Here is a 24,246-nt window from a genome sequence, read left to right on the forward strand (position 1 = left end):
CTGTCTACGCCATGAACGATATCAACAGCAATGAAACCCGCGACATTATCCTCGACGTCACCGAGAAGTTGATCTATCGCCACGGCATTGCCGCCACGGGCATGGAGTTATTGGTGAAAACCGCCGGTGTCTCGCGCAAAAGTATTTACCGTTACTTTGCCAACAAAGACGAACTGGTCATCGCCGCCCTGCAACGCCGCGACGCTCGCTGGATGCAGTGGCTACGTACTGAAGTAGAGCGCAGCGAAGGCAGCGGCGAGCGCCTGCTGGCGCTGTTCAGCGCACTCAAGGCGTGGTTTGGCTCGGCAGACTTTCGCGGTTGCGCCTTTATCAACACCAGTGGCGAAACCGGCGATGCGCAAGACCCGGTGCGCCTGTTGGCCAAGGCGCATAAACAAAAACTGTTCGAGTACGCACTTGAACTGTGTAAAGCACATGGCACCCCCGACCCCGAACGGCAGGCCGCGCACCTGCTGATCCTGATCGATGGCGCCATTACCGTTGCCCTGGTCATGGGCGATTCAACAGCGGCCGATAATGCGCAATGCATGGCGCGAACCTTATTGGGACTTTGAACGCACAAGCTGAGCAACTTTCGAAACCATCTTGGTATTAACAGGAGCTGCCCCATGTCATCAACAGTAGAACAACGCCCGCCACTGCCACCGTTTACCCGTGAATCGGCCATCCAAAAAGTGCGCCTGGCCGAAGACGGCTGGAACTCCCGCGACCCGCAACGGGTGTCGCTGGCGTATACCCTGGACACGCAATGGCGAAACCGCGCCGAATTTGCGCATAACCGCGAAGAGGCCAAGGGTTTTCTTACGCGTAAATGGGCCAAGGAACTGGACTATCGCCTGATCAAGGAACTGTGGGCATTCACCGACAACCGTATCGCCGTGCGCTACGCCTATGAGTGGCACGACGACTCCGGCAACTGGTTCCGTTCCTATGGCAACGAGAACTGGGAATTCGACGAAAACGGCCTGATGGCCAATCGTTTTGCCTGCATCAATGATCTACCGATCAAAGCCACCGAACGCAAGTTCCACTGGCCACTGGGCCGGCGCCCGGATGATCATCCGGGGTTGTCTGACCTGGGCCTGTAAGCCTTACGCAATCAAAATGTGGGAGCTGGCAAGCCAGCTCCCACATTGGCCCATCAGCCTTTGTCAGTCCTGATTCAGCCCCACGCGATACAGCACGCCCTTGTCCTCGTCGGTCAGCACATACAGGAAGCCGTCCGGCCCTTGGCGCACATCGCGAATCCGCGCCTTCAACCCGCCCAGCAGGCGCTCCTCGTGGATCACCTTATCGCCATCGAACTGCAGGCGAATCAACTCCTGGCTGGCCAATGCACCGATAAACAGGTTGTGATCCCAGGCTTTGAAACGGTCAGCATCATAGAACGCCATGCCACTGATGCCGGGTGACTTTTCCCAGACGTGATGGGGTTGCACAGTGCCCTCCACCGCCTTGCCCTGGGCTTCCGGAATGGGCGTCAGCGAATAATTGATGCCGTGGGTTGCCAGGGGCCAACCGTAGTTCTTGCCGCGCTCGATGATGTTGATTTCATCACCGCCGCGCGGGCCATGTTCGTTTTCCCAGATCGTGCCGCTCCAAGGGTTCAACGCCAGCCCCTGCGGGTTGCGCTGGCCGTAGGACCAGATCTCCGGGCGCACGCCCTGCTGGCCGACAAAGGGGTTGTCATCCGGCACACGACCATCCGGGTAAATGCGCACAACCTTGCCTTGCAACTTGTCCAGGTCCTGGGCCGTCGGGCGGTCATTATTCTCGCCCAGGGTCACAAACAGGTAGCCATCGCGGTCGAACGCCAGCCGCGAGCCGAAGTGATTACCGGTCGACAGCTTGGGCTCCTGGCGCAATATCACCTTGAAGTCTTTGAGCCCGCTCAAGTCATCGGCCAAACGCCCACGCCCCACAGCAGTGCCGGCCTTGCCACCTTCGCCGCCGCCTTCGGCATACGACAGGTAGACCAGGCGGTCCTGCTTGAAGTCGGGCGACAGCACCACATCGAGCAAACCGCCCTGCCCTTTGGCCCACACCTGCGGCACGCCGGTCAGCGGTGCAGACAGCTTGCCGTCCGGGCTGACAAAGCGCAGGTGGCCGGGGCGCTCGGTCACCAAAAAGCCTTGTTTGTCCGGCAGAAACGCCACCGCCCATGGGTGGTCGAGGCCCTTGGCTATTGGAGTGGCGGTGATGCTGCCTTGCTCACTGGGGAACTGCTGGGCATCCGCCGCCATGACGGCCGTCATGGGTAGCAGGGTTGCGCAGATAGCGGCTAACAGGGTTTTGCGTAGAAACATAAGACAGAGTCCTTACCGGCGATTGCCGTTGGCATCGTAAGTGGGCGCTTTGGGTTCAGTGGCAGGACGGCTCGGGGCCGCGTTACGCGTTGGGTAACGATTGCCGATACCGCCGTTTTCCACGGTCGGTGCAGGGCCGGTCGGCGCGGGTTGAACCCCGCGGGTGGTGGCCGGCGCATTGGGCTGGGTGCCCTGCATGCTGTTGGGGTTAGCCCGATGGATTGGGCTGTTATTGGTGTTGTAGCTGCCGGGCAGGTTTTGCGCCTGGGCCAATGGCGCGAGGGCCAGGCCCAGCGCGACTACGGCGAGGTAACGCACACAGCTGTTCATGACAAAGCCTCTTAGCGGCGAGTAGTACGTACTTTCGATAACACGCTACGCCTTGGGTTCGGCTTTCGACATTAAATAGTTTCTCATCAGATGTAACACGATCTGTCCGCGCATCTGCCAGCCGAAACTTTTGCGCCCGCCTGCGAGTCACCAGAACACCGACTCTTCTCAAGGAACCGCAGCCATGCCAAGGGCAATCTGGAAAGGCGCCATCAGTTTCGGCTTGGTCCATATCCCGGTCTCGCTGGTCTCGGCCACGTCCTCCCAGGGCGTTGATTTTGACTGGCTGGACAAACGCAGCATGGACCCGGTGGGCTACAAGCGCATCAACAAAACCACGGGCAAGGAAGTCACCAAGGACAATATCGTCAAGGGCGTGGCCTTTGAGAAAGGCCGCTACGTGGTGCTCAGCGAAGATGAGATTCGCTCGGCCCACCCCAAGTCGACCCAGACCATCGAAATCATCGCCTTCGTCGCCGCCGACCAGATCCCGCTGCAAAACATCGATACGCCCTACTTCCTGGCCCCGGACAAACGCGGCGGCAAGGTCTACGCGCTGCTGCGTGAAACCCTGAAAAAAACCGCCAAGGTCGCCCTGGCCAACGTGGTGCTGCACACCAAGCAGCACCTGGCGGCGCTGATGCCGCTGGAATCAGCGCTGGTCCTGGTAATGCTGCGCTGGCCCGCCGAAGTGCGCAGCCTCGACGAGCTGGAACTGGGCAGTGACGTGACCAAACCGAGCCTGGCCAAGGGTGAGTTGGACATGGCCAAGCGCCTGGTCGAAGACATGAGCGCCGACTGGCAGCCGGACGACTACCGCGACAGCTTCCAGGAAAAAATCATGGCGCTGGTGGCGAAGAAAGCCAAGGCCGGCAAGATTGAAGATGTTGAGAGCCAGGTCGGCAGCGAAGAACGCAAATCGGCCGATGTGATCGACCTGACCGAATTGCTCAAACGCAGCCTGGCCGGCAAGCCCGTCGCGAAAAAGCCAGCAGCCAAAAAACCGGCCGCGAAAAAAACCAGCAAAAAGGCCTCTTGAGCCCGCCATCAGTTGGAGAACGTCATGGCCAAGCCCCTGAGCGAATACACGCGCAAACGCAACTTCGAGATCACCGCAGAGCCCGCAGGCGATGTGACCACCGGCAAATCCAAGGCTTCGGCGCTGTCTTTCGTGATTCAAAAACACGACGCGCGCAACCTGCACTATGACTTTCGCCTGGAACTCGATGGTGTACTCAAAAGCTGGGCAGTGCCCAAAGGCCCGAGCCTGGACCCCAGCCAGAAACGCCTGGCGGTCCACGTTGAGGACCACCCGCTGAGTTACGGCAACTTCGAAGGCAATATCGCCGCCGGACAGTATGGCGCCGGTGATGTGATCGTATGGGATCGCGGGGTCTGGCAACCTCACGACGATCCGCACAAGGCGTATGCAGCCGGCAAACTCAAATTCACCCTGGTCGGTGAAAAACTCTCCGGCGATTGGGCGCTGGTACGCACCCGCCTCAAGGGCAGCGGCGACAAGGAACAGTGGCTGCTGATCAAGGAAAAAGATCAGCAAGCCCGCCCGGCCGAAGACTACGACATCGTAAAGGCCCAGCCCAAAAGCGTGCTCAGCGACGCCACGGTGGGCAAGCCCGCGCCAGCGCCTGAACCGCGAGCCAAGCGCCAGAAAGCCAAGACCGCCCTGCCCGATCAATTCGCCCCACAACTGGCAACCCTGGTCGACCGCGCCCCGGCCGGCGACTGGCAATACGAGATCAAATTCGACGGCTACCGCATACTGGCCCGAATTCGCGACGGCGACGTGCGGCTGTTCACCCGTAATGGTCATGACTGGACCGACCGATTGCCGCGCCAGGTCAAGGCCTTGCAAGCTCTCAAGCTCAAGGACAGCTGGCTGGATGGCGAAATGGTCAGCCTCAACGCCGACGGTTTGCCGGACTTCCAGGCGTTGCAAAATGCCTTCGATATCGGTCGCAGCCTGGATATCGTCTATTACCTGTTCGACGCGCCGTTTCTACAGGGCCAAGACCTGCGTGAAGCACCCGTGGAACAACGCCGTGTTGCGCTTAAATCCGCGTTGTCGGGCAGCCGCAGCAAATTGCTGCGGTTTTCCGAAGCCTTCGCCGCCAACCAACGCGACATCTTCGAAAGCGCCTGCGACCTGGCCCTCGAAGGTGTGATCGGCAAGCGCATCGGCAGCCCGTATATGTCCAGCCGCAGCGCCGACTGGATCAAACTCAAATGCCGTCTGCGTCAAGAGTTTGTGATTGTCGGCTACACCCGCCCACAAGGCTCGCGTACCGGCTTCGGCGCCTTGCTGCTGGCGGTCAATGACGACAATGGTTTGGTGTATGCCGGGCGTGTCGGCACCGGGTTTGATCAGCACGCACTCAAAGCCATTTATGCCCAGCTCACACCGTTGGCGCGCAAGACTTCACCGCTGCAAAACCCGCTGACCAGCAGCCAGGCGCGTGGCGTGCACTGGGTGAAGCCAGAGCTCGTTGGCGAAGTCAATTTCGCCGAATGGACCCGCGAAGGCGTGGTACGCCAAGCCTCATTCGTAGGGTTGCGTAGCGACAAGCCTGTGGCGCAGATCATCCATGAGCAACCGCGCGCGGCCAAATCCCTCAAGCAGACACCAGCGGCGAAAAAAACCGGCAGCGGCGTGAACATCACCCACCCAGATCGCGTGATTGACCCGCAAAGCGGCACGCAAAAGCAGCAGTTGGCAGACTTCTACGCCAGTATCAGCGATTGGATATTGCCGTTTCTGCGCCATCGGCCCGTGTCGCTTCTACGCGCACCGGAATGCATCGAAGGCGAACAGTTCTTCCAAAAACATGCCGAGCGCCTGGCCATTCCCCATATCAAACAGTTGGACCAGAGCCTCGACCCCGGCCATGCACGGCTGATGGAAATCGACACCGCCAAAGCCCTGCTCGGCGCCGTACAGATGGGCACGATCGAGCTGCACACCTGGGGCGCGACTGCCGACAAAATCGAAACCCCTGACCTGTTTGTGCTCGACCTCGACCCGGACCCCGCACTGCCCTGGAAAAGCATGCTGGAAGCGGCGCAATTAACCTTGTCGGTACTGGATGAATTGGGCCTTGAGGCGTTCGTCAAGACCAGCGGTGGCAAAGGCCTGCACCTGGTTATTCCGCTGGCGCGCCGGGATGGCTGGGAGACGGTAAAGGCTTTTGCCAAAGCCATCGCGCAGTTTATGGCGCTGCAACTGCCTGAACGCTTTACCGCCACCAGCGGCCCGAAAAACCGCATTGGCAAGATCTTTATCGACTACCTGCGTAATGCCCGGGGCGCGAGCACGGTGGCGGCCTACTCGGTACGGGCACGCCCGGGCCTGCCGGTCTCGGTGCCGGTGAGCCGAGCCGAATTGAAGGGGTTACGCGGTGCGCAGCAGTGGACGGTGGCTAATCTGCATGAGCGTTTGGACACGCTCAAGGACGACCCTTGGGCCGGTTACGCCAACCGGCAAAAGATCAGCAAGAAGATGTGGGACAAGCTGGGGGCTGAACCGCCGCAGTGATTGCCATGTCGGGTGTACATATCAGTTATTTGGGTGATGGCTGAGTAGGGTTCCGCCCTGACGGCGGGTCACTTTTGTAAAGACACAAAAGTCCACCAAAAAGTCCTCGCGGTATGACTCACCCACATGGGTTACAAATCAGTTCACGCACATAGGTAACAGTTTTTAACTGGCAGGGTCGATTTCGTGAGGATCTGACCATGCCCTGGAAAGAGCTGAAACCTATGGACCTCAAAGTGATGTTTGTCGCTGAATATCTGACTGGAAAACACAGCCTTAGCCAGCTATGTCGAGACTATGAAATCAGCCGAAAGACCGGCTACAAGTGGGTCGAGCGATACAAAGCAGAAGGCCCCAGTGGGCTTGATGAGCGTAGTCGTCGTCGGCACCACCAGACTTATGTGGTGCCTTTGGCGGTAAAGCAGGCGATTATCGAACTTCGTTCTATAGGCGAGACAATCCCTGGTCCGAAAAAAATCCAGAGTGATTTGATAAAGCGTTTTCCGGGCCAGGATCCGCCCTCGAAAACGACTATTTATAACATCCTTAAAGCGGCTGATCTGATCACGTCGCGCCCCTTGCGGCCAAGAGTTGCTGTCTATCCAAAACCGTTACGCAAGGCAGATGTGCCTAATCAGCTTTTCAGTGCTGACTACAAAGGCCAGTACCTGACAGGCGCGGGCGTATGGTGTTATCCGCTAACAATCATGGACCATGCCAGTCGCTTCTTACTTGCCTGTCAGAGCATGCCCAGCACCAATTTCAAGGAGACCCAGGAGACGTTCGAACGGGTGTTTCGCGAGTATGGTTTGCCTGAGCGGATCCGTACTGACAACGGAGTGCCGTTTGCCAGCACAGGCCGTGGAGGGCTGTCACAGTTGTCGATCTGGTGGCTACGGCTGGGGATCATTCCAGAGCGTATCGAGCCCGGTCGGCCAGACCAAAATGGCCGGCACGAGCGTATGCACCGAACACTGAAAAGTACTTTGCCCAATCCACCTGCGGTTGCTTGGGAGTCTCAGCAGAAACACTTTGATCGTTTCATACAGCACTACAATTACGAGCGAGGGCATGAAGCGCTGAGCCAGAAAACACCGGCTTCATGCTATTCACCTTCACCTCGAGCCTATCCTGAGAAACTGCCGGAGATGGGTTATGCAAGTCATATTGAGTGTTACCGGACTGACTCAAACGGGATGATTTATCGGTCAGGTCTGCGGATTTATGTGGGGCATTTACTGAAATACCAGACTATTGGAATGGAGATGCTGAGCGACGATGTGTGGGCTGTTATTTTCGGCCCAGTGATCCTCGGTCAAGTGGATGCAAGAAAAGCAGACAAGGACGGCTATATTTCACTCAAAGTGTTACCTATGTGAATGCACTTTTGTGTAACCCATGTGGTTGTCCCGTACACATCGCCCCAACACTCGGTGCCTCGCTATGGCTCGGCATGCCCGCAATCCGCCAGTGATTTGGGGGGGCGCTCTCAGATCAAGATCACGATCACAAGCGCAGATCAAAAGACCGCTGACTTCGCCAGCGAAAAGGATGTAAGGGCCGGAGCAACAGCAGAGCCGTACTCGGTCAAAGGTGGGAGCTGGCTCGCCTGCGATAGCATCAAATCGGTGTGCCTGATGTACCGAGGTGTCTGCATCGCAGGCAAGCCAGCTCCCACAGAAAAGCAGATTTTCAGTGCATGCAAATCCGCAGCCGATCTCATATTCAAAACCACATGCGGTCAACTGTGGGAGCGGGCTTGCTCGCGAACGCGGTGTATCAGTGACAGATAAATTGACTGACCCACCGCATTCGCGAGCAAGCCCGCTCCCACATTTAGACTCCGTTGCATCAGGTAGACAGGCTTTGGCTTCGCACTTGATCTGGCTCTTGCTTCAACCACTCAGGTCGGCTTTCAGGCCGCCGTGCTGTAGATCTTGATCTTGATTTTGATCTCAGACGCCCCGTTAACCACGATGGCCGAACGCAGGCTTGAATCCGTGGGTAACCCGGCAGGACGCCGGGTTAGCCGCGCTGGGCCAAGGATGGCCCATCGCGGCGGCCCACGGATTCAAGCCTTCGTTCTGGCACACCGAGCATTAGCGAGGTGCCGAGTGGTGGGGCACAGACCTTTTGGTTACTTTTGGCTGGGCCGGCATTCCGGGCGTTTGCCAAAAGTGACCCGCCGTCAGGGCGGAACCCTAAGTAGCCATCACAAAAACAACGGATATGTACACCGAAAAATCGCTATCGCAACAAAGCCAGCCAGCAAGTCAAATCAGGATAAAGATCAGCGCCAACCCGGCAAAAATCGCCCATTTCTCCAGGTAGTACCGCGCCCGATTACGCTTCTTCAGCTCTTTGCCGCGCAAACGGATCTTATACAGCCGCGTAAACGCACGGTTTAACCCGCCCGTCTTGTCACCGTCATCATTAGGCGAACCCGCAGCCGCCATCACATTACGACTGAACCAACGATTAAACGCCGCCGCCCAGCGATACTTCATTGGGCGCTCAATGTCACAGAACAAAATGATACGGTTCTGTTGCGTCGTGTTTTCAGCATAGTGAATGTAAGTCTCGTCAAACATGACCGGCTCACCGTCACGCCAGTAGTAACTCTCGCCATCCACATTGATATAGCAACCCGGATCGTTCGGTGTATCCAGCCCCAAATGGTAACGATAGGAACCGGCATACGGGTCACGGTGACGCACCAGTTTGGAACCCGGCGGCAACTCGGCAAACATCGCCGCCTTGATCGAACCAATGCCCTGCACCAGCTCAGTGGTTCGCGGGCACAGCTTCATCGCCGACGGGTGACTGTCGCCGTACCACTTGAGGTAAAAGCGCTTCCAGCCCGACTTGAAGAACGAGTTGAAACCTACGTCGTTGTATTGGTCCGAGCGCTTGATCTCGCCCGCGCGCATCAGGTTCTGGCCTTCCTGGCGGATTTCCTCCCAGTGTTCCTGCAGCGGGCTCAGGTCCGGAAAGTCGCTGGGCGACAGAAACGGACGGCTCGGCTGCTTGGAGAACAAGTAAAGGAAGCAGTTGATCGGCGCCAGGAACGTCGAGTGATCGCTAAGCTGGCGGCCCAGCTTGTGTCGCACTCTGCCACGCAGGTGAACATACGCAATGGAGGCAACGTAGAGAACAACAATGATGAGTTTCAAGGGATTCGTCACAAGTTAGAAGAGAACAGGCTGCTCCTGCATGCACACAACGGCCGAGGATTTATAAGCAGCACCTGAAATCACGATTACATAGTGGCGGCTGGCCGGACGAGTCACTTCCGGAACCACGCCATTGGCCGTTATTTAGCCACAGTTTGTAACCAAAGGTTAACTAAGAATTGTGAAAAGCTGTCTACGCAGCGCAGAGGGCTTGTGTGGGCCTGCCCGGACGCAAGCCCTCTGCGTGGGTGTTTACAGCATAGGCGAGTCGTCTGTGCGCTGGCGTCCCGACGAGGGGCCAGCTACCGAGCGCGACTGGCGGTAACTCAGAATCAAGTGACGGATCAGCGCGATCAGCACCCCCACGAAAGCCCCAGCCACCAGGCTAAGTACAAGAATCACCAGTTTTCTTGGCTTGGTCGGCCCCAGTGGCTCCTGGGCACGACGGTCGATGCTCACCAGCTCCAGGTTGCTCATATCAATGTTAAGGCTGCGCAACCTGGCGATTTCGGTGCGAAGCGGTTCGACATCACGCAGGAAGATATCCTCGTTACCGCGCTTTTGCAGAATCTCTACTTCACGGTTGGTGTCCAGCAGTTGCAGTTCTTTGCCAATTTCAGCGATACGGCCGCTGGTAAAGTCATCACTGGTGCGCTTTTGCAACGCATTGCGCTCAGCTTCCAGGGCCTCAGTGCCGAGGAAATACAGCGGAATCTTCTGGTTACTGATCTCGGTGCGCACCACCTGACTGGAGCCGGCGCGGTTAGTATCGGCCATGGAGGATGGCGTGGTTGGCTGATTGATGCCCATGGACTTGGCAATCGAGATCGCCTCAGCCAACTCGGCCAGGCGGTCGGTGCGCTCTATTTTCATCTGCAGGCGCAAGCCTTTGAGCTCATCTTGCAAGCGCGCACGTTTGAGCCTGTCCGCCTCGAGCAGAACCGCGATCTTGGACTCTTTTTCAGTGTCGTAATTGGCCCGGGCCGCGTCGATCTTGCCCTTGAGTTCGGAAAGACGGTTATTGACGATCACCTTCAGGTCAGCGCCCACTTGCTCGCGCTGTGCGGCGATGGCGTAGTCGACCAGCCCGTTAAGGATCGCAACACCGTCAACGTCAGACGGGTATTGCAACTCCAGGCGGATAGCACTGTTCGGCGACTCTGCCGCTTTGGAATCGGGAACGCTCAGGCTGATGCCGCTACGGTTGAAGTTTTCAAAACTTTGTTCGACGCTCAGTCCGGGCCTCAGGTATGCATTGAATAAATCTTTGTGGCTTTTAAAGAACGCCAGGCGAGCCCCGTAAGAATCCAGTTGCGCGCCTACTTTTACCAGCGCCTCCGAAGGCGGCAGCTTGTAAACTTCGGAGCGGTTCAGCGCATCCAGTTCATTGATCGCGGCCGGGCGCAGCACACTGCTGACCTCGTATTGCTTGGGCGCAACCATCGCGTAACCTGCGCCCAACACCCCCGCAAGAATCGTACAGCCCACTATGAGTATCTTTTGCCGCCAAATGGCATGAAACAATTCAAACAGGTCAATTTCATCTGAAGTTACAGACGAATTGATCGGAGAAATTTGATTCAAAATAAGCGCACCTTAAGATTGACATTAAAAAGCCACCACCCCTGATCATTCGAACTGAGCATTCGAAAGGCATGGAAGGTCAGAGACAACGCTCTGATTGCGAATGTGTTATGGCAGTCAGACCACCCAGCGTGGCGAAAAATCCGACCTTATTAGAGATTGTTTCTGCTTGATGTCAATGACTATACAAGGTAACTCCTTATGTATAACTGAGAATGCGAGCAGCTTAGTCAATGAATGGTCAAATCGCTCGAAACCCACCAAAAAACCGCACTCCAACCAGGTTTTTGCCACATTTGCGATACACTCCGGCCGATCAGCCTTCAGCAAAAGGAACGTGCATGAACCCTCTACCAGACCCGGACTTCACTGCACTGCAGGGCGCCTGGGTGCAGGTCTCCCTGGAAGACAGCGGCGTACTCAACCCTGCCGACGCACACAGCGCGCCAGGCGCCATTACCACGATTAACGGTGATCAGTTCGACGTACGAACCGTCACAGGCGACGTATTGCTGGCTGGCCGGTTTTCCCTTGATAGCACCACAACGCCCAAAAGTATTACCTGGGTAGATTCCATGGGCGATGACGCCGGCAAAGCGTTACCCGCCAGCTATCGCCTCGAAGGCGATAGTTTTGTGTTCATCGCAGCGGATGAAGACATGCCCCGCCCGACAGTCTTCAGCACCGGGCCAGGGCAAACCATGCGCACTTTTGTGCGCCGCGCCTGAAAACCGCACGCCATCCGAAACGCCAACATGGTTTTCACACAGCCTTCACGTTCCGGCCTTTAGCGTAAAGCCACCTACTCCAGTGAATCACTTGGCCCGCCTCTTCTCTCGCGGGCCTTTTTTTGTGCGCGAAAAACCCGCTCAAACAGCGCGTTTGATGGCCGTCAGGGTGAAACACAACGGCAGTTGGGCCGGCTGGTGCTCGTACTGGTCATACAGCTCCTCACGGTTGGAGTGCGGATACTCGCGCAGATGCTCGATCTGCAGGTGCGCCGCAATCGCCGCGCTGACCACGCTGCCCAGGGTATGCACGTACCAGTAGGATGTCGGCCCGGGAACCTCCGTCAGCCCTTCGTACACAATCGAGGCCTGCAGCACGAACGGATCGCGTTGAAAGTACGAGCTGGCGGGCAATAGCGGGTTGGCGGCCTGTGGGTCGAAGACTTCCAGGAAAGGGTGAGTCTCGTAGATCACCAGGGTGCCGCCGGGCGTGAGGGTACTGGCCACGTGCTGCATGAACAGCGCTACATCCGGCATCCAGCCGAGTACGCCAATGGTCACCAAGGCAATATCGAACCGGCCACGCAAACGCTCAGGCAGGTGATGGATATCGGCTTCGATAAACTGCGGGTTATGCGGGGAAACATCAGCCAACTCCCGAGCTTGCGCCAGAAAGGCTGCCGATTGATCGACGCCCACCACCTCTCGCGCCCCCAGGCCAAACAATGACAGGCTTTCACGCCCGTTGTTACAGCCGATTTGCACCACTGTCTTGCCGGCAACGCCGACGCTTTGCAACAGGTCTGTGATAGTGGGGTCGAGGCACGAAAAGCCCGGCTCAGCGACAGATTGCAGCAACGCTTTCCAGGTCGCGGTGTCTTTGTGCAGCGCGGCAGAGGCGTCCCAGGCGGCCTTATTGCGGGCAACAGCCTGTTGGGCTGAGGGCATGTCCATTGCGTCTCCAGAGAGTCATTTCAGCGAGCTACGAAAAGTAATCCAAATGCCTGTCAGATGAAACCCTCAGCGGCAGCGAAACTTCTGTTCCAACCCAAGGGTCACTAGCCCAATGAGTGTCCAGCCCCTGAACACCCTTCGCGAAGACAATGCCGTGGCCAATCACGCTGACCTGCGTAATACCTTATCCCTGGACAGCCTCAACTTTTTCCTGGCGGATGTGCGCGACGGCCTGGGGCCTTACCTGGCGATTTACCTGCTGGCCGTGCATAAATGGGACCCGGCCAGCATCGGCGTGGTCATGACCCTGGCGGGCATCGCCGCACTGGCCACCCAAGGCCCCGCCGGCGCGCTGATCGACCGCACACGCAGCAAGCGCGCCGTGATCGCGGTGGCTGCCATTCTGGTCACCGTCAGTTGCCTGTTGCTGCCGTTTGTCAGTGCCTTCAGCTGGGTGGCCTTGACCCAGGCCGCCAGCGCCGTGGCCGCCTCGGTGTTTGCGCCGGCCATATCCGCCATTTCCCTGGGGATTACCGGGCCACGCGCCTTCACCCGTCGCACAGGGCGCAATGAAACCTTCAACCACGCCGGCAATGCCGTGGCCGCGTTGCTGGCCGGCGGCCTTGCGTACCTGTATGGCCCGGTGGTGGTGTTTTACCTTATGGCCTTTATGGCGCTGGCCAGTATCGTGGCCGTCAGCTGTGTGTCGGCCAAGGCGATTGACCATGAAGTCGCCAGGGGCTTTGACCCGGCCCACCACAGCGATCACGAACAACCGTCCGGCGTAAAGGTACTGCTGGCCAACCGGCCGCTGCTGATATTCGCCATCTGTTGTGCTCTCTTCCACCTGGCCAATGCGGCGATGCTGCCGCTGGTCAGCCAGAAGCTTGCGCAGATCAACCTGCAAATGGCCACGCCGCTGACCTCGGCGTGCATCGTCGCTGCGCAGTTGGTGATGGTGCCGATGGCCTGGCTGGTGGGGCTCAAGGCCGATGTGTGGGGGCGCAAACCCTTGTTGCTCGCGGGTTTCCTGATTTTGCCACTGCGTGGCGTGCTCTACACCTTGTCCAGTGATCCGTACTGGCTGGTGGCGGTACAGATGCTCGATGGCATCGGCGCGGGGATCTTCGGCGCGCTGTTCCCGGTGATCGTCAAAGACCTGACCCAAGGTACCGGGCGTTTTAATGTGAGCCTGGGCGCGCTGTCGACGGTGTTTGGCCTGGGTGCGGCGCTAAGTAGCAGCCTGGCCGGTTTTGTGGTGCAACAGGCCGGCTACAACGCGGCATTCCTGACCTTGGCAGGCGTGGCCGCCGTGGCCTTGGCGCTGTTATGGCTGGCGATGCCGGAGACCCTGGAGAAACCATCGTTCGCCTGCCATACAACTGTCGCCTGACATATGCGACAATGCGCGCCAAATTCCAACACACAGCCAAAATATTCTGCTCAGCGACCGGGTTTCGCGCCTTGATGTCGCTGTTGACGCATGCCTGAAGGCTCCTGCCGCCACGCTCGCAACTCATTGATAGGTAAAGTAATTGATCTCCACAGCTAACATCACCATGCAGTTCGGCGCCAAGCCGCTCTTCGAGAACGTCTCGGTCAAATTCGGCGCCGGCAACCGTTATGGTTTGATCGGTGCCAACGGTTGCGGCAAGTCGACCTTCATGAAAATCCTCGGCGGCGACCTCGAACCGTCGGGCGGCCAGGTCATGCTGGAGCCGAACGTGCGCCTGGGTAAACTGCGCCAGGACCAGTTCGCCTACGAAGAATTCACCGTACTCGACACCGTGATCATGGGCCACGAAGAGCTGTGGCGGGTCAAGGCTGAGCGTGACCGTATCTACTCGCTGCCGGAAATGAGCGAAGAAGACGGCATGGCCGTTGCCGAGCTGGAAACCGAATTCGCCGAAATGGACGGCTACACCGCCGAATCCCGTGCCGGTGAACTGCTGCTGGGCCTGGGTATTCCGCTGGAACAGCACTTCGGCCCGATGAGCGAAGTCTCCCCAGGCTGGAAACTGCGGGTATTGCTGGCCCAGGCGCTGTTCTCCGACCCTGAAGTGCTGTTGCTCGACGAACCGACCAACCACCTGGACATCAACACCATCCGCTGGCTGGAAAATATCCTGACCCAGCGCTCCAGCCTGATGATCATCATCTCTCACGACCGTCACTTCCTGAACAGCGTGTGCACCCACATGGCTGACCTGGACTACGGCGAGCTGCGCCTGTTCCCGGGCAACTACGACGAGTACATGACCGTGGCGACCCAGTCCCGCGAGCAACTGCTGTCGGACAACGCCAAGAAGAAAGCGCAGATCTCCGAACTGCAATCCTTCGTCAGCCGCTTCTCGGCCAACGCCTCGAAAGCCAAGCAAGCCACCTCCCGTGCCAAGGCGATCGACAAGATCCAGCTGGCCGAGGTCAAGCCGTCGAGCCGTGTGAGCCCGTTCATCCGTTTTGAGCAGAACAAGAAACTGCACCGCCAGGCTGTGATGGTCGAAAAAATGGCCAAGGGCTTCGACGGCAAGCCACTGTTCAAAGACTTCAGCTTCCAGGTTGAAGCCGGCGAGCGCGTGGCGATCATCGGCCCTAACGGTATCGGCAAGACCACCCTGCTGCGCACCCTGGTCAACGAACTGACCCCGGACGCCGGCAGCATCAAGTGGACCGACGCCGCAGAGCTGGGCTACTACGCCCAGGACCACGCCCATGACTTCGAAGACGACGTGACCCTGTTCGACTGGATGGGCCAGTGGACCCAGGGCGAGCAAATGATCCGTGGCACCCTGGGCCGCATGCTGTTCTCCAACGACGAGATCCAGAAGTCGGTCAAGGTGATTTCCGGTGGTGAGCAAGGCCGCATGCTGTTCGGCAAGCTGATCCTGCAAAAGCCGAACGTACTGATCATGGACGAACCGACCAACCACTTGGACATGGAATCCATCGAAGCGCTGAACCTGGCGCTGGAAAACTACCCGGGCACGCTGATCTTCGTCAGCCACGACCGTGAGTTCGTATCGTCCCTGGCCACCCGCATCATCGAGTTGAGCGCCACCGGCGTGATTGACTTCAGCGGCACCTATGACGACTACCTGCGCAGCCAAGGCGTGGTGTTTTAACCGCAGCGAATAGTTTTTAGCGGCAAGCGGCAAGAAAAAGCCCTGTCCATGGTGACAGGGCTTTTTGCATCAATAGGTGCCCATAATAACTAGTTAGCCAGCTTCCTTTTCCCCCACGCCCTTGCCATCATGCCCTCACCGCCCGCCCGCGAACGAGTGACCATGCCTGCCGCCGCCCCCAGTTCCCTGTCGATCACCCTGCAGATCGTCTCCATTGTTTTCTACACTTTCATCGCCTTTATCTGCATCGGCCTGCCGATCGCGGTCATCCCAGGCTATGTGCATGAACAATTGGGCTTCAGCGCCGTAGTCGCCGGGGTCACCATCGGTGCGCAATACCTGGCCACCCTGCTCAGCCGTCCGATGGCCGGGCGCATGTCGGATAACGTCGGCACTAAACGCGCGATTGTGCTGGGTTTGGCGGGTATTCTGGTCAGCGGCGTGCTGACGTTTTTCGCGACACTGGTTGAAAGCATGCCCGCCCTGAGCCTGGGCATTCTGATCGTCGGCCGCCTATTGCTCGGCGTGGCCCAAGGCCTGATCGGCGTTGGCACCATCAGTTGGTGCATGGGCGCGGTGGGTGCCGAACACACGGCGCGCTCGATCTCCTGGAACGGTATCGCGTCCTACGGCGCCATCGCGATTGGCGCGCCGCTGGGCGTGGTGATGGTGGCCGATTACGGCTACACCAGCCTGGGTATCGCGTTATCGCTGCTGGCCGCCTTGGGCCTGGTGTTGATCCGCAATAAACCCTCGGTGCCGGTAGTGCGTGGCGAGCGGCTGCCGTTCTGGGCGGTGTTCGGGCGAATCGCGCCGTTTGGCGCCAGCCTGTGCCTGGCGTCTATCGGCTACGGCACGCTGACCACCTTTATCACCCTGTATTACCTCAACCGCGGCTGGGCCGGTGCGGCGTACTGCCTGACGGTGTTTGGCGTGTGTTTTATCTTGTCGCGCCTGGTGTTTATTTCGGCCATCAGCCGCTTCGGCGGGTTCACTGCGGCGATTGCCTGCATGACCATCGAAACCGTCGGCCTGACCCTGTTGTGGCTGGCGCCGTCCACCGGTGTGGCGCTGATCGGCGCCGGGCTCACCGGCTTCGGCTTGTCGCTGGTGTACCCGGCGCTGGGCGTGGAAGCCATCAAGCAAGTGCCCAACAGCAGCCGTGGCGCGGGGCTGAGTGCGTATGCGGTGTTTTTTGATCTGGCCCTGGCGATTGCCGGGCCATTGATGGGCGCCGTGGCGCTGAACCTCGGCTATGGCTGGATCTTCTTCTGCGCCGCGCTGCTGTCGGTCACGGCGCTGTGCCTGACCCTGCAGCTAAAGCGCCGCGCTTACTGATCAGCGGTCTGCAAACCGGCGCGGGTAGACTGACCCAGGGTGTGCACGAAAAAGCGTCCCGCTTCTGAGATCAGGTCGCGGTGAATGCCTTCGCGGTCGACACCATCGGCATCCGTGCAAATCGCCGGCATGGCCAGCAGTTGGTCGCTGTCACACGGCGCCATAAACACAAAGTGCCCGGCCCCGGCCAATAGCTTGAAATCCGGCGGCTGCGGCAGTTTGCGCGCCAGGGCGGCGGCGTTCTTGTCCACGGCCACCAGCTTGTCGCCGTCGCCGCTGTAGAGCAGCACCGGCACATGCACATCGGCCAGGGTGTGGCGGCCGAACATCAGGCTCAAAGGAGCCATCAGCATCAAGGCGTGTATACGCGGGTCGGCTTGCGGCTGCAGGTCTTCACGGTCGACCACCAGCTCGCCTTTGGTGGTACAGGCGTCGCGGTCTTCCGGGCGCTCCTGGCAATAACGGCGCAGGCGGTCGAAATCCGGCTTGGCACCGGCCAGGATCAGCGCGGTTTCACCGCCAGCGGAATAACCGATAACCCCCACCTGGTCGATATTGACGAACGGCGACAGCATCGTGTCGCCCAGGGTGGCGGTAATGGCTGCGGAAATCTGGATCGGCCGACCGTACAGGTTGCTCACCGTGCCCAGGCGGCTGTGATCCTTGTAGTTGTCGCCGGGATGCAATACGGCCACCACCACAAAACCCTTGCGCGCCAGCGAAGTGGCCAGGTCGTGCAGCGCCAGCGGTGTACCGGTATTGCCGTGGGACAGCATCAGCATCGGGAAACGCCCGATAGCGACCTTGGAATCCTGGGTGGCGGCCACGTGGTAAGGGCCCAACTGCGTGGAATGTTCATCGTCGGTGGACGGATAGAACGCGATGGCATTCATCGGCTGCTGATCCAGCGGGTCGAGAAAACTCATGCGGTGGAAGCCCACACTCCAATGCGGGTGCGGCGCTGGGGCGGCGTGCACTGAAATCAGGCCACCGAGCAGGGAAAGAACCAAAACAGCACAAAGACGCATCATGGGGATGTCCACCTTTGCTGCGCGACCACGTTCAACACCCGCGGCATGTCGGTTTGAAAAGTCCATGGGCCAAGGCACTCGCTCCGGGTGATAAACCCATGTGTGCATAACCTGGGCCAAAGTAATGACAGCGGGTAAACGAAAAAACTCCGTACTCCGGTCGCGTTCAGGCGATCAGAATACAGAGTTTAGGCGCCCCGGTTCAGATTGGAACCGAACAGAGGCGAACTTTACACAAGCCTTACGCGGCGGCGAACAATTGTTGGATGATCACGGTGTTGGCGTCGCTCAAGGCCTTGCTGCGAACTTCTTCACCGTAGGCCAGGCCTTGGGCGCGGACAAATTCGATATCAGTGATGCCAAGGAAGCCAAACACCAGTTTCAAGTAATCCTCGTGCCCCACATTGCTTGCCTGGCCCGCATGCAGACCGCCAGCGGTGGAAACAATGATCAGCTTCTTGCCGCCGCACAGGCCTTCAGGGCCGGCTTCGGTGTAACGAAAGGTTTGGCCGGCCACGGCAATACGGTCGATCCAGGCCTTGAGCTGGGACGGCACCGAAAAGTTGTACATTGGCGCACCGATGACTACGGCGTCAGCGGCGATGAATTCAGCCAGGGACGTAGCGCTGAGGTCAGCCTCGTGTTTTTGTACGGCGTCGCGCAATTCGGCAGCGGTGCCCAGAGCGCCCAGGGTCAGGCCGGAAAAGTGGCTGATACCTTCGGCGGCCAGGTCACGATACGTCACTTCCACGCTCGGCTCAGCCGCTTGCCAGGCCTTGACCACACCAGCGCTGAGCTGACGCGAAGCCGAGTTGTCGCCGAGGATGCTGGAATCGATATGCAACAGTTTCATGCGGGTTCTCCAAGTGAGGATCGCGGCTGGGCGATCGAATGAGGTTAATCCTACACATGAACCCAATGATCGATTAGACGGCGCAAATGTGATTGATCGTCCTGCCAGCAGGACAATCCTGTTTCAGCAAACATCCAATCCAACGCTGTAGCGCAGCGCTTTTTCCAATTGCTAACGCGGGAAAGGACCAAGCGCGAAATCTACACCCGCCGCCAGGATGCTCACGGTGATGTGCTCGATTGCATCAAAATGTTTACAACCCGAAACGACGTCGTGGTTTCAACAATCAGCGGTCACCGATAGAGTTTGAAAAGCGTTACGGAAAAACGCCGGGGAGTGGCTGGAAATCCAGGACGATTCCTTATCGACTATCGTCAATATTTTTGACGCTCAGCGTTTCTAATTCCACATTCGTAAACTTGAGTAAGCCTGATAATGACTACCCTGCTTTCTTCACAATCTATCAGTTACGAAAATACCTTTGGCCCTTTGTTCGCAGACATTTCCTTCGGCCTTAAAAAAGGCGACCGCATCGGCCTGATTGGTCATAACGGCTGTGGCAAAAGTACCTTGCTGAGAATCCTCAGCGGCGATCTCACCGCCACTTCCGGCACTATATCCCTGTCAAACCAATGCCGGATGGCACGGGTTGAACAGCATCTGCCCACCGACCTGAATGCTTACACACTCATCGACGCGGTAATCAATCATGGGCCCGACCGTTTGCATCAATACGAACGCTGGCAGGTCGAAGCGCTGCTGGCCAGCTTGGGGTTTGATGAAGCTGCTTGGAAATTGACTGCCGGAACGCTCAGCGGAGGGCAGCACACGCGCCTTCTGCTGGCCCGCGCACTGATCCGGCAGCCGGACTTACTGTTGTTGGACGAACCCAGTAACCATTTAGATCTACCGACGTTACTTTGGCTTGAGCACTTTCTGAAAACCTGGGCCGGCAGCTTTGTCTTGGTTTCCCATGACCGCAGCCTTTTAGATAACGTCACCAACTGCACCTGGGTATTGCGCGACAAGACCCTGCAATTTATTCGACTACCCTGCACGCAGGCGCGTGAAGCTCTGGCAGAGAAAGACAGTGCAGATACCCACCGCCGTCAGGCCGAGCAAAAAGAGATTGACCGAGTTGCAAAAAGCGCTAAACAGCTGGCCATCTGGGGTAGCGTCTACGATAGCGAGAAGCTGGCGCGCAAAGCCAAGCAAATGGAGAAACAGGTCGACCGGCTGAAGGATGACCAGACTCAAGTCACCGCCGGGACGCAGTGGCAGTTGCGTCTTAATGGCGAAGCGTTAACAGCCGACCGCTTGTTAGAGCTATCTCATTTGCAGGTTCGGCCTGCGTCAGATGCGCCAGTGCTGTTCGAGCTGGACGAAATCCGGGTTAAATGCGGTGATCGGATTGCACTGGTTGGCCGCAATGGCTGTGGTAAATCTTCACTCCTGCATACCTTATGGCGAGCCTTCTGCTATCCAGAGACAGTAGAGGATGGCGTGGTATTCCACCCGAAAGTACGCGTCGGTTACTACGATCAAAGCCTGCAGCAGCTGCGTGATGATGCCACCTTAAACGAAGCACTTGTCCCTTTTTCGGCGCTTACAGAAGACCAGAGAAAAATAGCGCTCATTAGTGCCGGCTTCCCGTACCTGCGCCATCAACAAAAAGTGAGCACCCTGAGCGGCGGCGAGCGTTCACGGTTGTTGTTTATCGGACTCACACTGGCAAACTATTCGTTGTTATTGCTGGACGAGCCGACTAACCACCTCGATATGGAAGGCAAAGAAGAACTGGCGCAAACGCTGAAAATGTTCAGCGGTGCTGTATTGCTGGTTTCTCACGACCGTACATTGATTGAGCAAAGCTGTAATCGTTTCTGGTTGATAGATGACCATAGGCTGAAAGACTGGCACGCTCTAGCGCCAGTGTATGCCACTCTGGCAAATGCGCATGTATCCGCCACGTTAGCCGCGCCGGTACAGGATGAACGATCGTTTATATTGCCAGAAACAGAAGAACTCCTACTGGCCACTCTGTTGGATCTCGAAAGTAAACTGGAGGAGGACCTGGCGCGTAAGGTCAAGCACCAGAAGCCCGAATTACAGCGGGAGTGGCAGCAACAGATTGCTCAGCTCGGCGTTCTGCTCGATTTAGGGTAGCGCCACTCTTCCAGGTGATCTGGCGCGCTTCAATTACCGCAACGTTGGTTACCGCGGACGGGAAAAGAATACGGAGCAGTTATCCAGTCTATCCGGGTTGGCTAAACTGATACTGGCGCCTTCCTGCACCTCCCGAAATCCAAATAGCGGCCACAGACCTCTCGGTTGCAGCGCAAGTACTGCACCCATCCTCTGCGGCGCCATGTTTTTACCGCTGCTGGCGTAGCGCAGCAGCTGTTTCTCCTGTCACGGATGGAATGACACACAAAATTACAAAGTGTGCATTTGCGGAATTGTTGAATATGGTCTTTATTTACGAAGTCGCTGACCGGTTCTGAAATTACGCAGTTTCTCCCTGAATAAAACAGGGCCTCCCGCTTGATGCCTGAACAAAAAGCAATACTCATCAGTGGCTGCTATATCCAACATTGTTACGACCTCATCTTTTAACCAATGAGAATACAAAATGAAAAATGAAGAAGTGATTGAATATGTATTGGAATCAGACAATCCTAACGCTTTCTCTGCGAAAAGTGAAAATGAAGACGTCTCTTTCTTCATGGATTTGGCAGATGACGAACTGATGCTTCAAGCTGTGTTCAGTCGTTGTTAATAGTTCGCTAGGACTATGACAAAAAAGGTCATTCATTATGTTTGACCTTTTTTAATAAAACCAACAGCGAACTATTTAGTCAGGATTATTCCTTTGGAAAATAAAAAAATAATTCTTCTTGAGAGCATCGATGCCAGTGACGTAGTGTTATTTCGAAAAAATTACCTCATGAATGAAAAGCCCGTCATTCTAAAAGGAATGGGTAAGGATTGGCCTGCCATTAAGCGTTGGTCTGCAGACTTTTTCAGAAAGACTTATGGACATATCAAAGTACCTGTCTGTTATTACAAGACGAAACGACAAGAAGCGTACAAAGACCAAACCAAGATGTCACTGGGAGAGTATATAGTTTTAGCAGAAAAAAATAGCGCCTTTGAAGATGACGCTGAATTACCTTATTTGGGTGGATGGATCTATCATAAAGAGTTTCCTGAGCTACTCGATGATATCGACATGAGCCTACCTTGTTTTCCTGATAACTGGTTATACAAATTGCCCTCTTCGATTTCAATACCACCGACCAATTTGCTTATCGGTTATCTACAGGTATCAAGCCCTCTGCATACAGATTCTTTTTTTGTCAATTCAGTGCTAACCATGATTGTGGGTGAAAAAAAAGCACGCCTGGTATCGCCCGCTCACACGTTTGCAGTTTCCAATGGGCAAGATTTATTTAATCCTGATATTGCTAATAAAGTACTCAAGCACGGCGCCGATATTTTTGAAGGTACAATATCGGCCGGTGATGCTTTATATATCCCTCCTGGCTGGTGGCATAACGTAATCAACTGTGGCTTTACAATCGCCGTTCAAAACTTACATGTAGACACTCATAGATTTCCACTTTTTGAACAGCAGATGCGTGGTTTTGTTCTACCCTTACTAAGTAAAATCGAAGACTTAGGAAGGGAGGCCAGAACAGAATTATTTAAATCAGTAAAAACACTCTCCCCGCCCTTATCTCATAAGATCGGGGATTTTGTTGAGCATGAAAAAAATTACATTATGTTTCTTAAAAAATCAGCAAAAAAATCCGAAGAGCACCTAAGTCGTTATTACTCACAAAATTTCAGCGATTAAAGAACAAAGATTTACCAGACATCCACTGAGAGCACATTAACTAAATAATTTTTTGCGTGCTATTTTTGGTAACGCTTATTCAAGCAATCCTTAAATAACTCGCCACGTAAAAACAGAACAATTAAAAATTCTTGGTAACCTGGCACGACGTAAGGGGGCTGTGTGACGGAGAAACACAAATCAATTAGGATTGCTGTGGATGCACCTCCCGGATCATTAAAATCTCCTCGCGACTATGGGGCACTGCAACTGGCGAGTTTGGGGGCGCTTCCTCCCCGAGCGCCAATATCCATGCCACTCCCAAACGTGAACATAGAAGGTGGCTGTGATATAAACGTTAAGGATGAGGGATATACCTACATTCTTTCTCCCAACGCTAACAGCCTCCGTAACCTTAATAATATTTCAGGAAAAGATTATTTGAATGGACTAAATTATCTGTCCAGTCAGGACTTCATCGTCCGTCATCTAATCATGAGTAAAGCAACGTTAGGGTTAACACACGATGGCAGTGCTGTTATACGTTTTGAAGAAAAAGTTCCCGCCTTTGAAGGATTGCTATCCTCCCCTGCCTGGATACCGTTTCGTACGGATAAATGGCCAGGGGCCCGACAAGTCTGTGAAATTGCCCCCAATAGGTGGGAGGCTTCGTGTCCTCACGACAGCATCCCACCTATTCTTATAGAAGTCGTTCGTAACCCTGAAGAGAATCTCACGCTGTTCGAAAAAGGCATTATTGATCAGACTGCAGACACCGCAACTCCATTCAACTCGACTCCATCAACCGATGGGCGGCGCGTCGTTAAAAAAACATCTCTTAGAGCGATACTTGTTTTCTCAGGCGAACTGATCGGCGATGATAAAAAACCACTTCGCAAAGAAATTAAAAACATTTTAGAGAACACCAACTGCGCAGAACACGTAGGTTGGGCAAGAGCCTCTAGGCTGTCTGATGATCCAATGCCGCTAAAAAAATTAATTCCTTTAGAGTGGCCAACTATAGCATCGAGAGAGGGCTTTACGTTAGCGTATTCCGATTACTATCCCAATGCTACAGTCGCTTGGTCTATTGCCACGATTCTTCATCAACATGGCGTACCGTGCACGCCCGTTTCTGACAGTTATTCAGCGTCTAAAGTTAAAGCGGCTATGCGACTCATGATAGTTTCCGGCCCGACTGATGACGCCTGGGGCAGATATGCATCACTCATATTATGCCCAGCCTGGCGAAGTGAATCACAAGCACAACAGCTCTATGTCAACACATTAAAATCATCGCTATTCAACAATGAGCAGAGGCAATTGCTCGATGACTTATTAGATGACGTATGTCCAAGCGTGGTCGTTGGTGCCATTCCAAGCATTTGTTTGAGCAATGTTAACTTTAAAAACTGACA

Annotated in this window: 20 protein-coding genes and 1 pseudogene; 14 read left to right on the forward strand and 7 right to left on the reverse strand. The window is 56.2% G+C overall.

The annotated features are described in order from the left end of the window. Positions 1-11: 11 nt before the first annotated feature. Both FFI16_RS12535 and FFI16_RS12540 read left to right on the forward strand, forming a co-directional pair. Positions 12-575: a TetR/AcrR family transcriptional regulator gene (locus tag FFI16_RS12535; RefSeq protein WP_138453363.1), complete on the forward strand. Its 564-nt coding sequence runs from the start codon at positions 12-14 to the stop codon at positions 573-575. A gap of 54 nt (positions 576-629) precedes the next feature. Then, the gene (locus FFI16_RS12540; protein ID WP_138817566.1) at positions 630-1,109 is read left to right on the forward strand and encodes a nuclear transport factor 2 family protein; all 480 of its coding nucleotides are present in this window, start codon (positions 630-632) and stop codon (positions 1,107-1,109) included. 63 nt (positions 1,110-1,172) lie between these two features. Here the strand turns inward: FFI16_RS12540 and FFI16_RS12545 are convergent, their stop codons facing one another. Next, complete coding sequence (locus FFI16_RS12545) at positions 1,173-2,327, reverse strand: PQQ-dependent sugar dehydrogenase (protein ID WP_138817565.1); 1,155 nt, start codon at positions 2,325-2,327, stop codon at positions 1,173-1,175. Positions 2,328-2,339: 12 nt separating this feature from the next. Next, entirely contained in the window at positions 2,340-2,657 is a 318-nt protein-coding gene (locus FFI16_RS12550) for a hypothetical protein (protein WP_138817564.1), read from the reverse strand. 184 nt (positions 2,658-2,841) lie between these two features. Here FFI16_RS12550 and FFI16_RS12555 point away from each other — a divergent pair, with 184 nt between their 5' ends. The 3 genes from FFI16_RS12555 (at position 2,842) to FFI16_RS12565 (ending at position 7,586) form a co-directional block, all read left to right on the forward strand. Further along, positions 2,842-3,696, forward strand: a complete 855-nt coding sequence (locus FFI16_RS12555; protein ID WP_138817563.1) for a Ku protein — start codon at positions 2,842-2,844, stop codon at positions 3,694-3,696. A 24-nt stretch (positions 3,697-3,720) separates the two neighbouring features. After that, positions 3,721-6,207 carry a DNA ligase D gene (gene ligD / locus FFI16_RS12560; RefSeq protein WP_138817562.1) on the forward strand — a complete coding sequence of 829 codons (2,487 nt, stop codon included), beginning with the start codon at positions 3,721-3,723 and terminating at the stop codon, positions 6,205-6,207. Positions 6,208-6,407: 200 nt separating this feature from the next. Then, positions 6,408-7,586 carry an integrase core domain-containing protein gene (locus FFI16_RS12565; protein ID WP_138814964.1) on the forward strand — a complete coding sequence of 393 codons (1,179 nt, stop codon included), beginning with the start codon at positions 6,408-6,410 and terminating at the stop codon, positions 7,584-7,586. An 894-nt stretch (positions 7,587-8,480) separates the two neighbouring features. Here FFI16_RS12565 and lpxO read toward each other — a convergent pair. Next, on the reverse strand, positions 8,481-9,380 hold the full coding sequence (lpxO, locus tag FFI16_RS12575; protein ID WP_138817560.1) for a lipid A hydroxylase LpxO: 900 nt from the start codon (positions 9,378-9,380) through the stop codon (positions 8,481-8,483). A gap of 252 nt (positions 9,381-9,632) precedes the next feature. After that, complete coding sequence (locus FFI16_RS12580) at positions 9,633-10,964, reverse strand: Wzz/FepE/Etk N-terminal domain-containing protein (protein ID WP_138817559.1); 1,332 nt, start codon at positions 10,962-10,964, stop codon at positions 9,633-9,635. Between the two features lie 341 nt (positions 10,965-11,305). Here FFI16_RS12580 and FFI16_RS12585 point away from each other — a divergent pair, with 341 nt between their 5' ends. Further along, positions 11,306-11,692, forward strand: a complete 387-nt coding sequence (locus FFI16_RS12585) for a TIGR03067 domain-containing protein (protein WP_138817558.1) — start codon at positions 11,306-11,308, stop codon at positions 11,690-11,692. Between the two features lie 141 nt (positions 11,693-11,833). Here FFI16_RS12585 and FFI16_RS12590 read toward each other — a convergent pair whose 3' ends face one another. Next, entirely contained in the window at positions 11,834-12,646 is an 813-nt protein-coding gene (locus tag FFI16_RS12590; protein ID WP_138817557.1) for a bifunctional 2-polyprenyl-6-hydroxyphenol methylase/3-demethylubiquinol 3-O-methyltransferase UbiG, read from the reverse strand. A gap of 154 nt (positions 12,647-12,800) precedes the next feature. Here FFI16_RS12590 and FFI16_RS12595 point away from each other — a divergent pair, with 154 nt between their 5' ends. The 3 genes from FFI16_RS12595 (at position 12,801) to FFI16_RS12605 (ending at position 17,106) form a co-directional block, all read left to right on the forward strand. Then, entirely contained in the window at positions 12,801-14,039 is a 1,239-nt protein-coding gene (locus FFI16_RS12595) for an MFS transporter (protein WP_138817773.1), read from the forward strand. 142 nt (positions 14,040-14,181) lie between these two features. Next, a complete protein-coding gene (locus FFI16_RS12600) occupies positions 14,182-15,768 on the forward strand; it encodes an ABC-F family ATPase (protein WP_074854431.1) in 1,587 nt (528 codons plus the stop codon). A 162-nt stretch (positions 15,769-15,930) separates the two neighbouring features. After that, complete coding sequence (locus tag FFI16_RS12605; protein ID WP_138817556.1) at positions 15,931-17,106, forward strand: MFS transporter; 1,176 nt, start codon at positions 15,931-15,933, stop codon at positions 17,104-17,106. On the opposite strand, the gene FFI16_RS12610 is transcribed toward FFI16_RS12605, so the two are convergent. Next, positions 17,100-18,137, reverse strand: a complete 1,038-nt coding sequence (locus tag FFI16_RS12610) for a dienelactone hydrolase (RefSeq protein ID WP_138817555.1) — start codon at positions 18,135-18,137, stop codon at positions 17,100-17,102. The genes FFI16_RS12605 and FFI16_RS12610 overlap by 7 nt on opposite strands. Positions 18,138-18,378: 241 nt before the next feature. Beyond that, positions 18,379-18,990 carry an FMN-dependent NADH-azoreductase gene (locus tag FFI16_RS12615; protein ID WP_138817554.1) on the reverse strand — a complete coding sequence of 204 codons (612 nt, stop codon included), beginning with the start codon at positions 18,988-18,990 and terminating at the stop codon, positions 18,379-18,381. Between the two features lie 129 nt (positions 18,991-19,119). Between FFI16_RS12615 and FFI16_RS12620 the strand changes: the two are divergent. The 5 genes and pseudogenes from FFI16_RS12620 to FFI16_RS12635 form a co-directional block, all read left to right on the forward strand. Next, positions 19,120-19,310, forward strand: a pseudogene (locus FFI16_RS12620) (IS3 family transposase); the annotation flags it as partial. A gap of 115 nt (positions 19,311-19,425) precedes the next feature. Continuing rightward, a complete protein-coding gene (locus FFI16_RS12625) occupies positions 19,426-21,156 on the forward strand; it encodes an ABC-F family ATP-binding cassette domain-containing protein (RefSeq protein WP_138817553.1) in 1,731 nt (576 codons plus the stop codon). Between the two features lie 466 nt (positions 21,157-21,622). Then, a complete protein-coding gene (locus tag FFI16_RS30480) occupies positions 21,623-21,769 on the forward strand; it encodes a hypothetical protein (protein WP_178112672.1) in 147 nt (48 codons plus the stop codon). Between the two features lie 93 nt (positions 21,770-21,862). Next, the gene (locus tag FFI16_RS12630; RefSeq protein ID WP_138817552.1) at positions 21,863-22,849 is read left to right on the forward strand and encodes a cupin-like domain-containing protein; all 987 of its coding nucleotides are present in this window, start codon (positions 21,863-21,865) and stop codon (positions 22,847-22,849) included. A 162-nt stretch (positions 22,850-23,011) separates the two neighbouring features. Then, complete coding sequence (locus FFI16_RS12635) at positions 23,012-24,244, forward strand: hypothetical protein (protein WP_138817551.1); 1,233 nt, start codon at positions 23,012-23,014, stop codon at positions 24,242-24,244. Positions 24,245-24,246: the final 2 nt, after the last annotated feature.

This window comes from Pseudomonas sp. KBS0710 (assembly GCF_005938045.2).
GTDB lineage: Bacteria > Pseudomonadota > Gammaproteobacteria > Pseudomonadales > Pseudomonadaceae > Aquipseudomonas.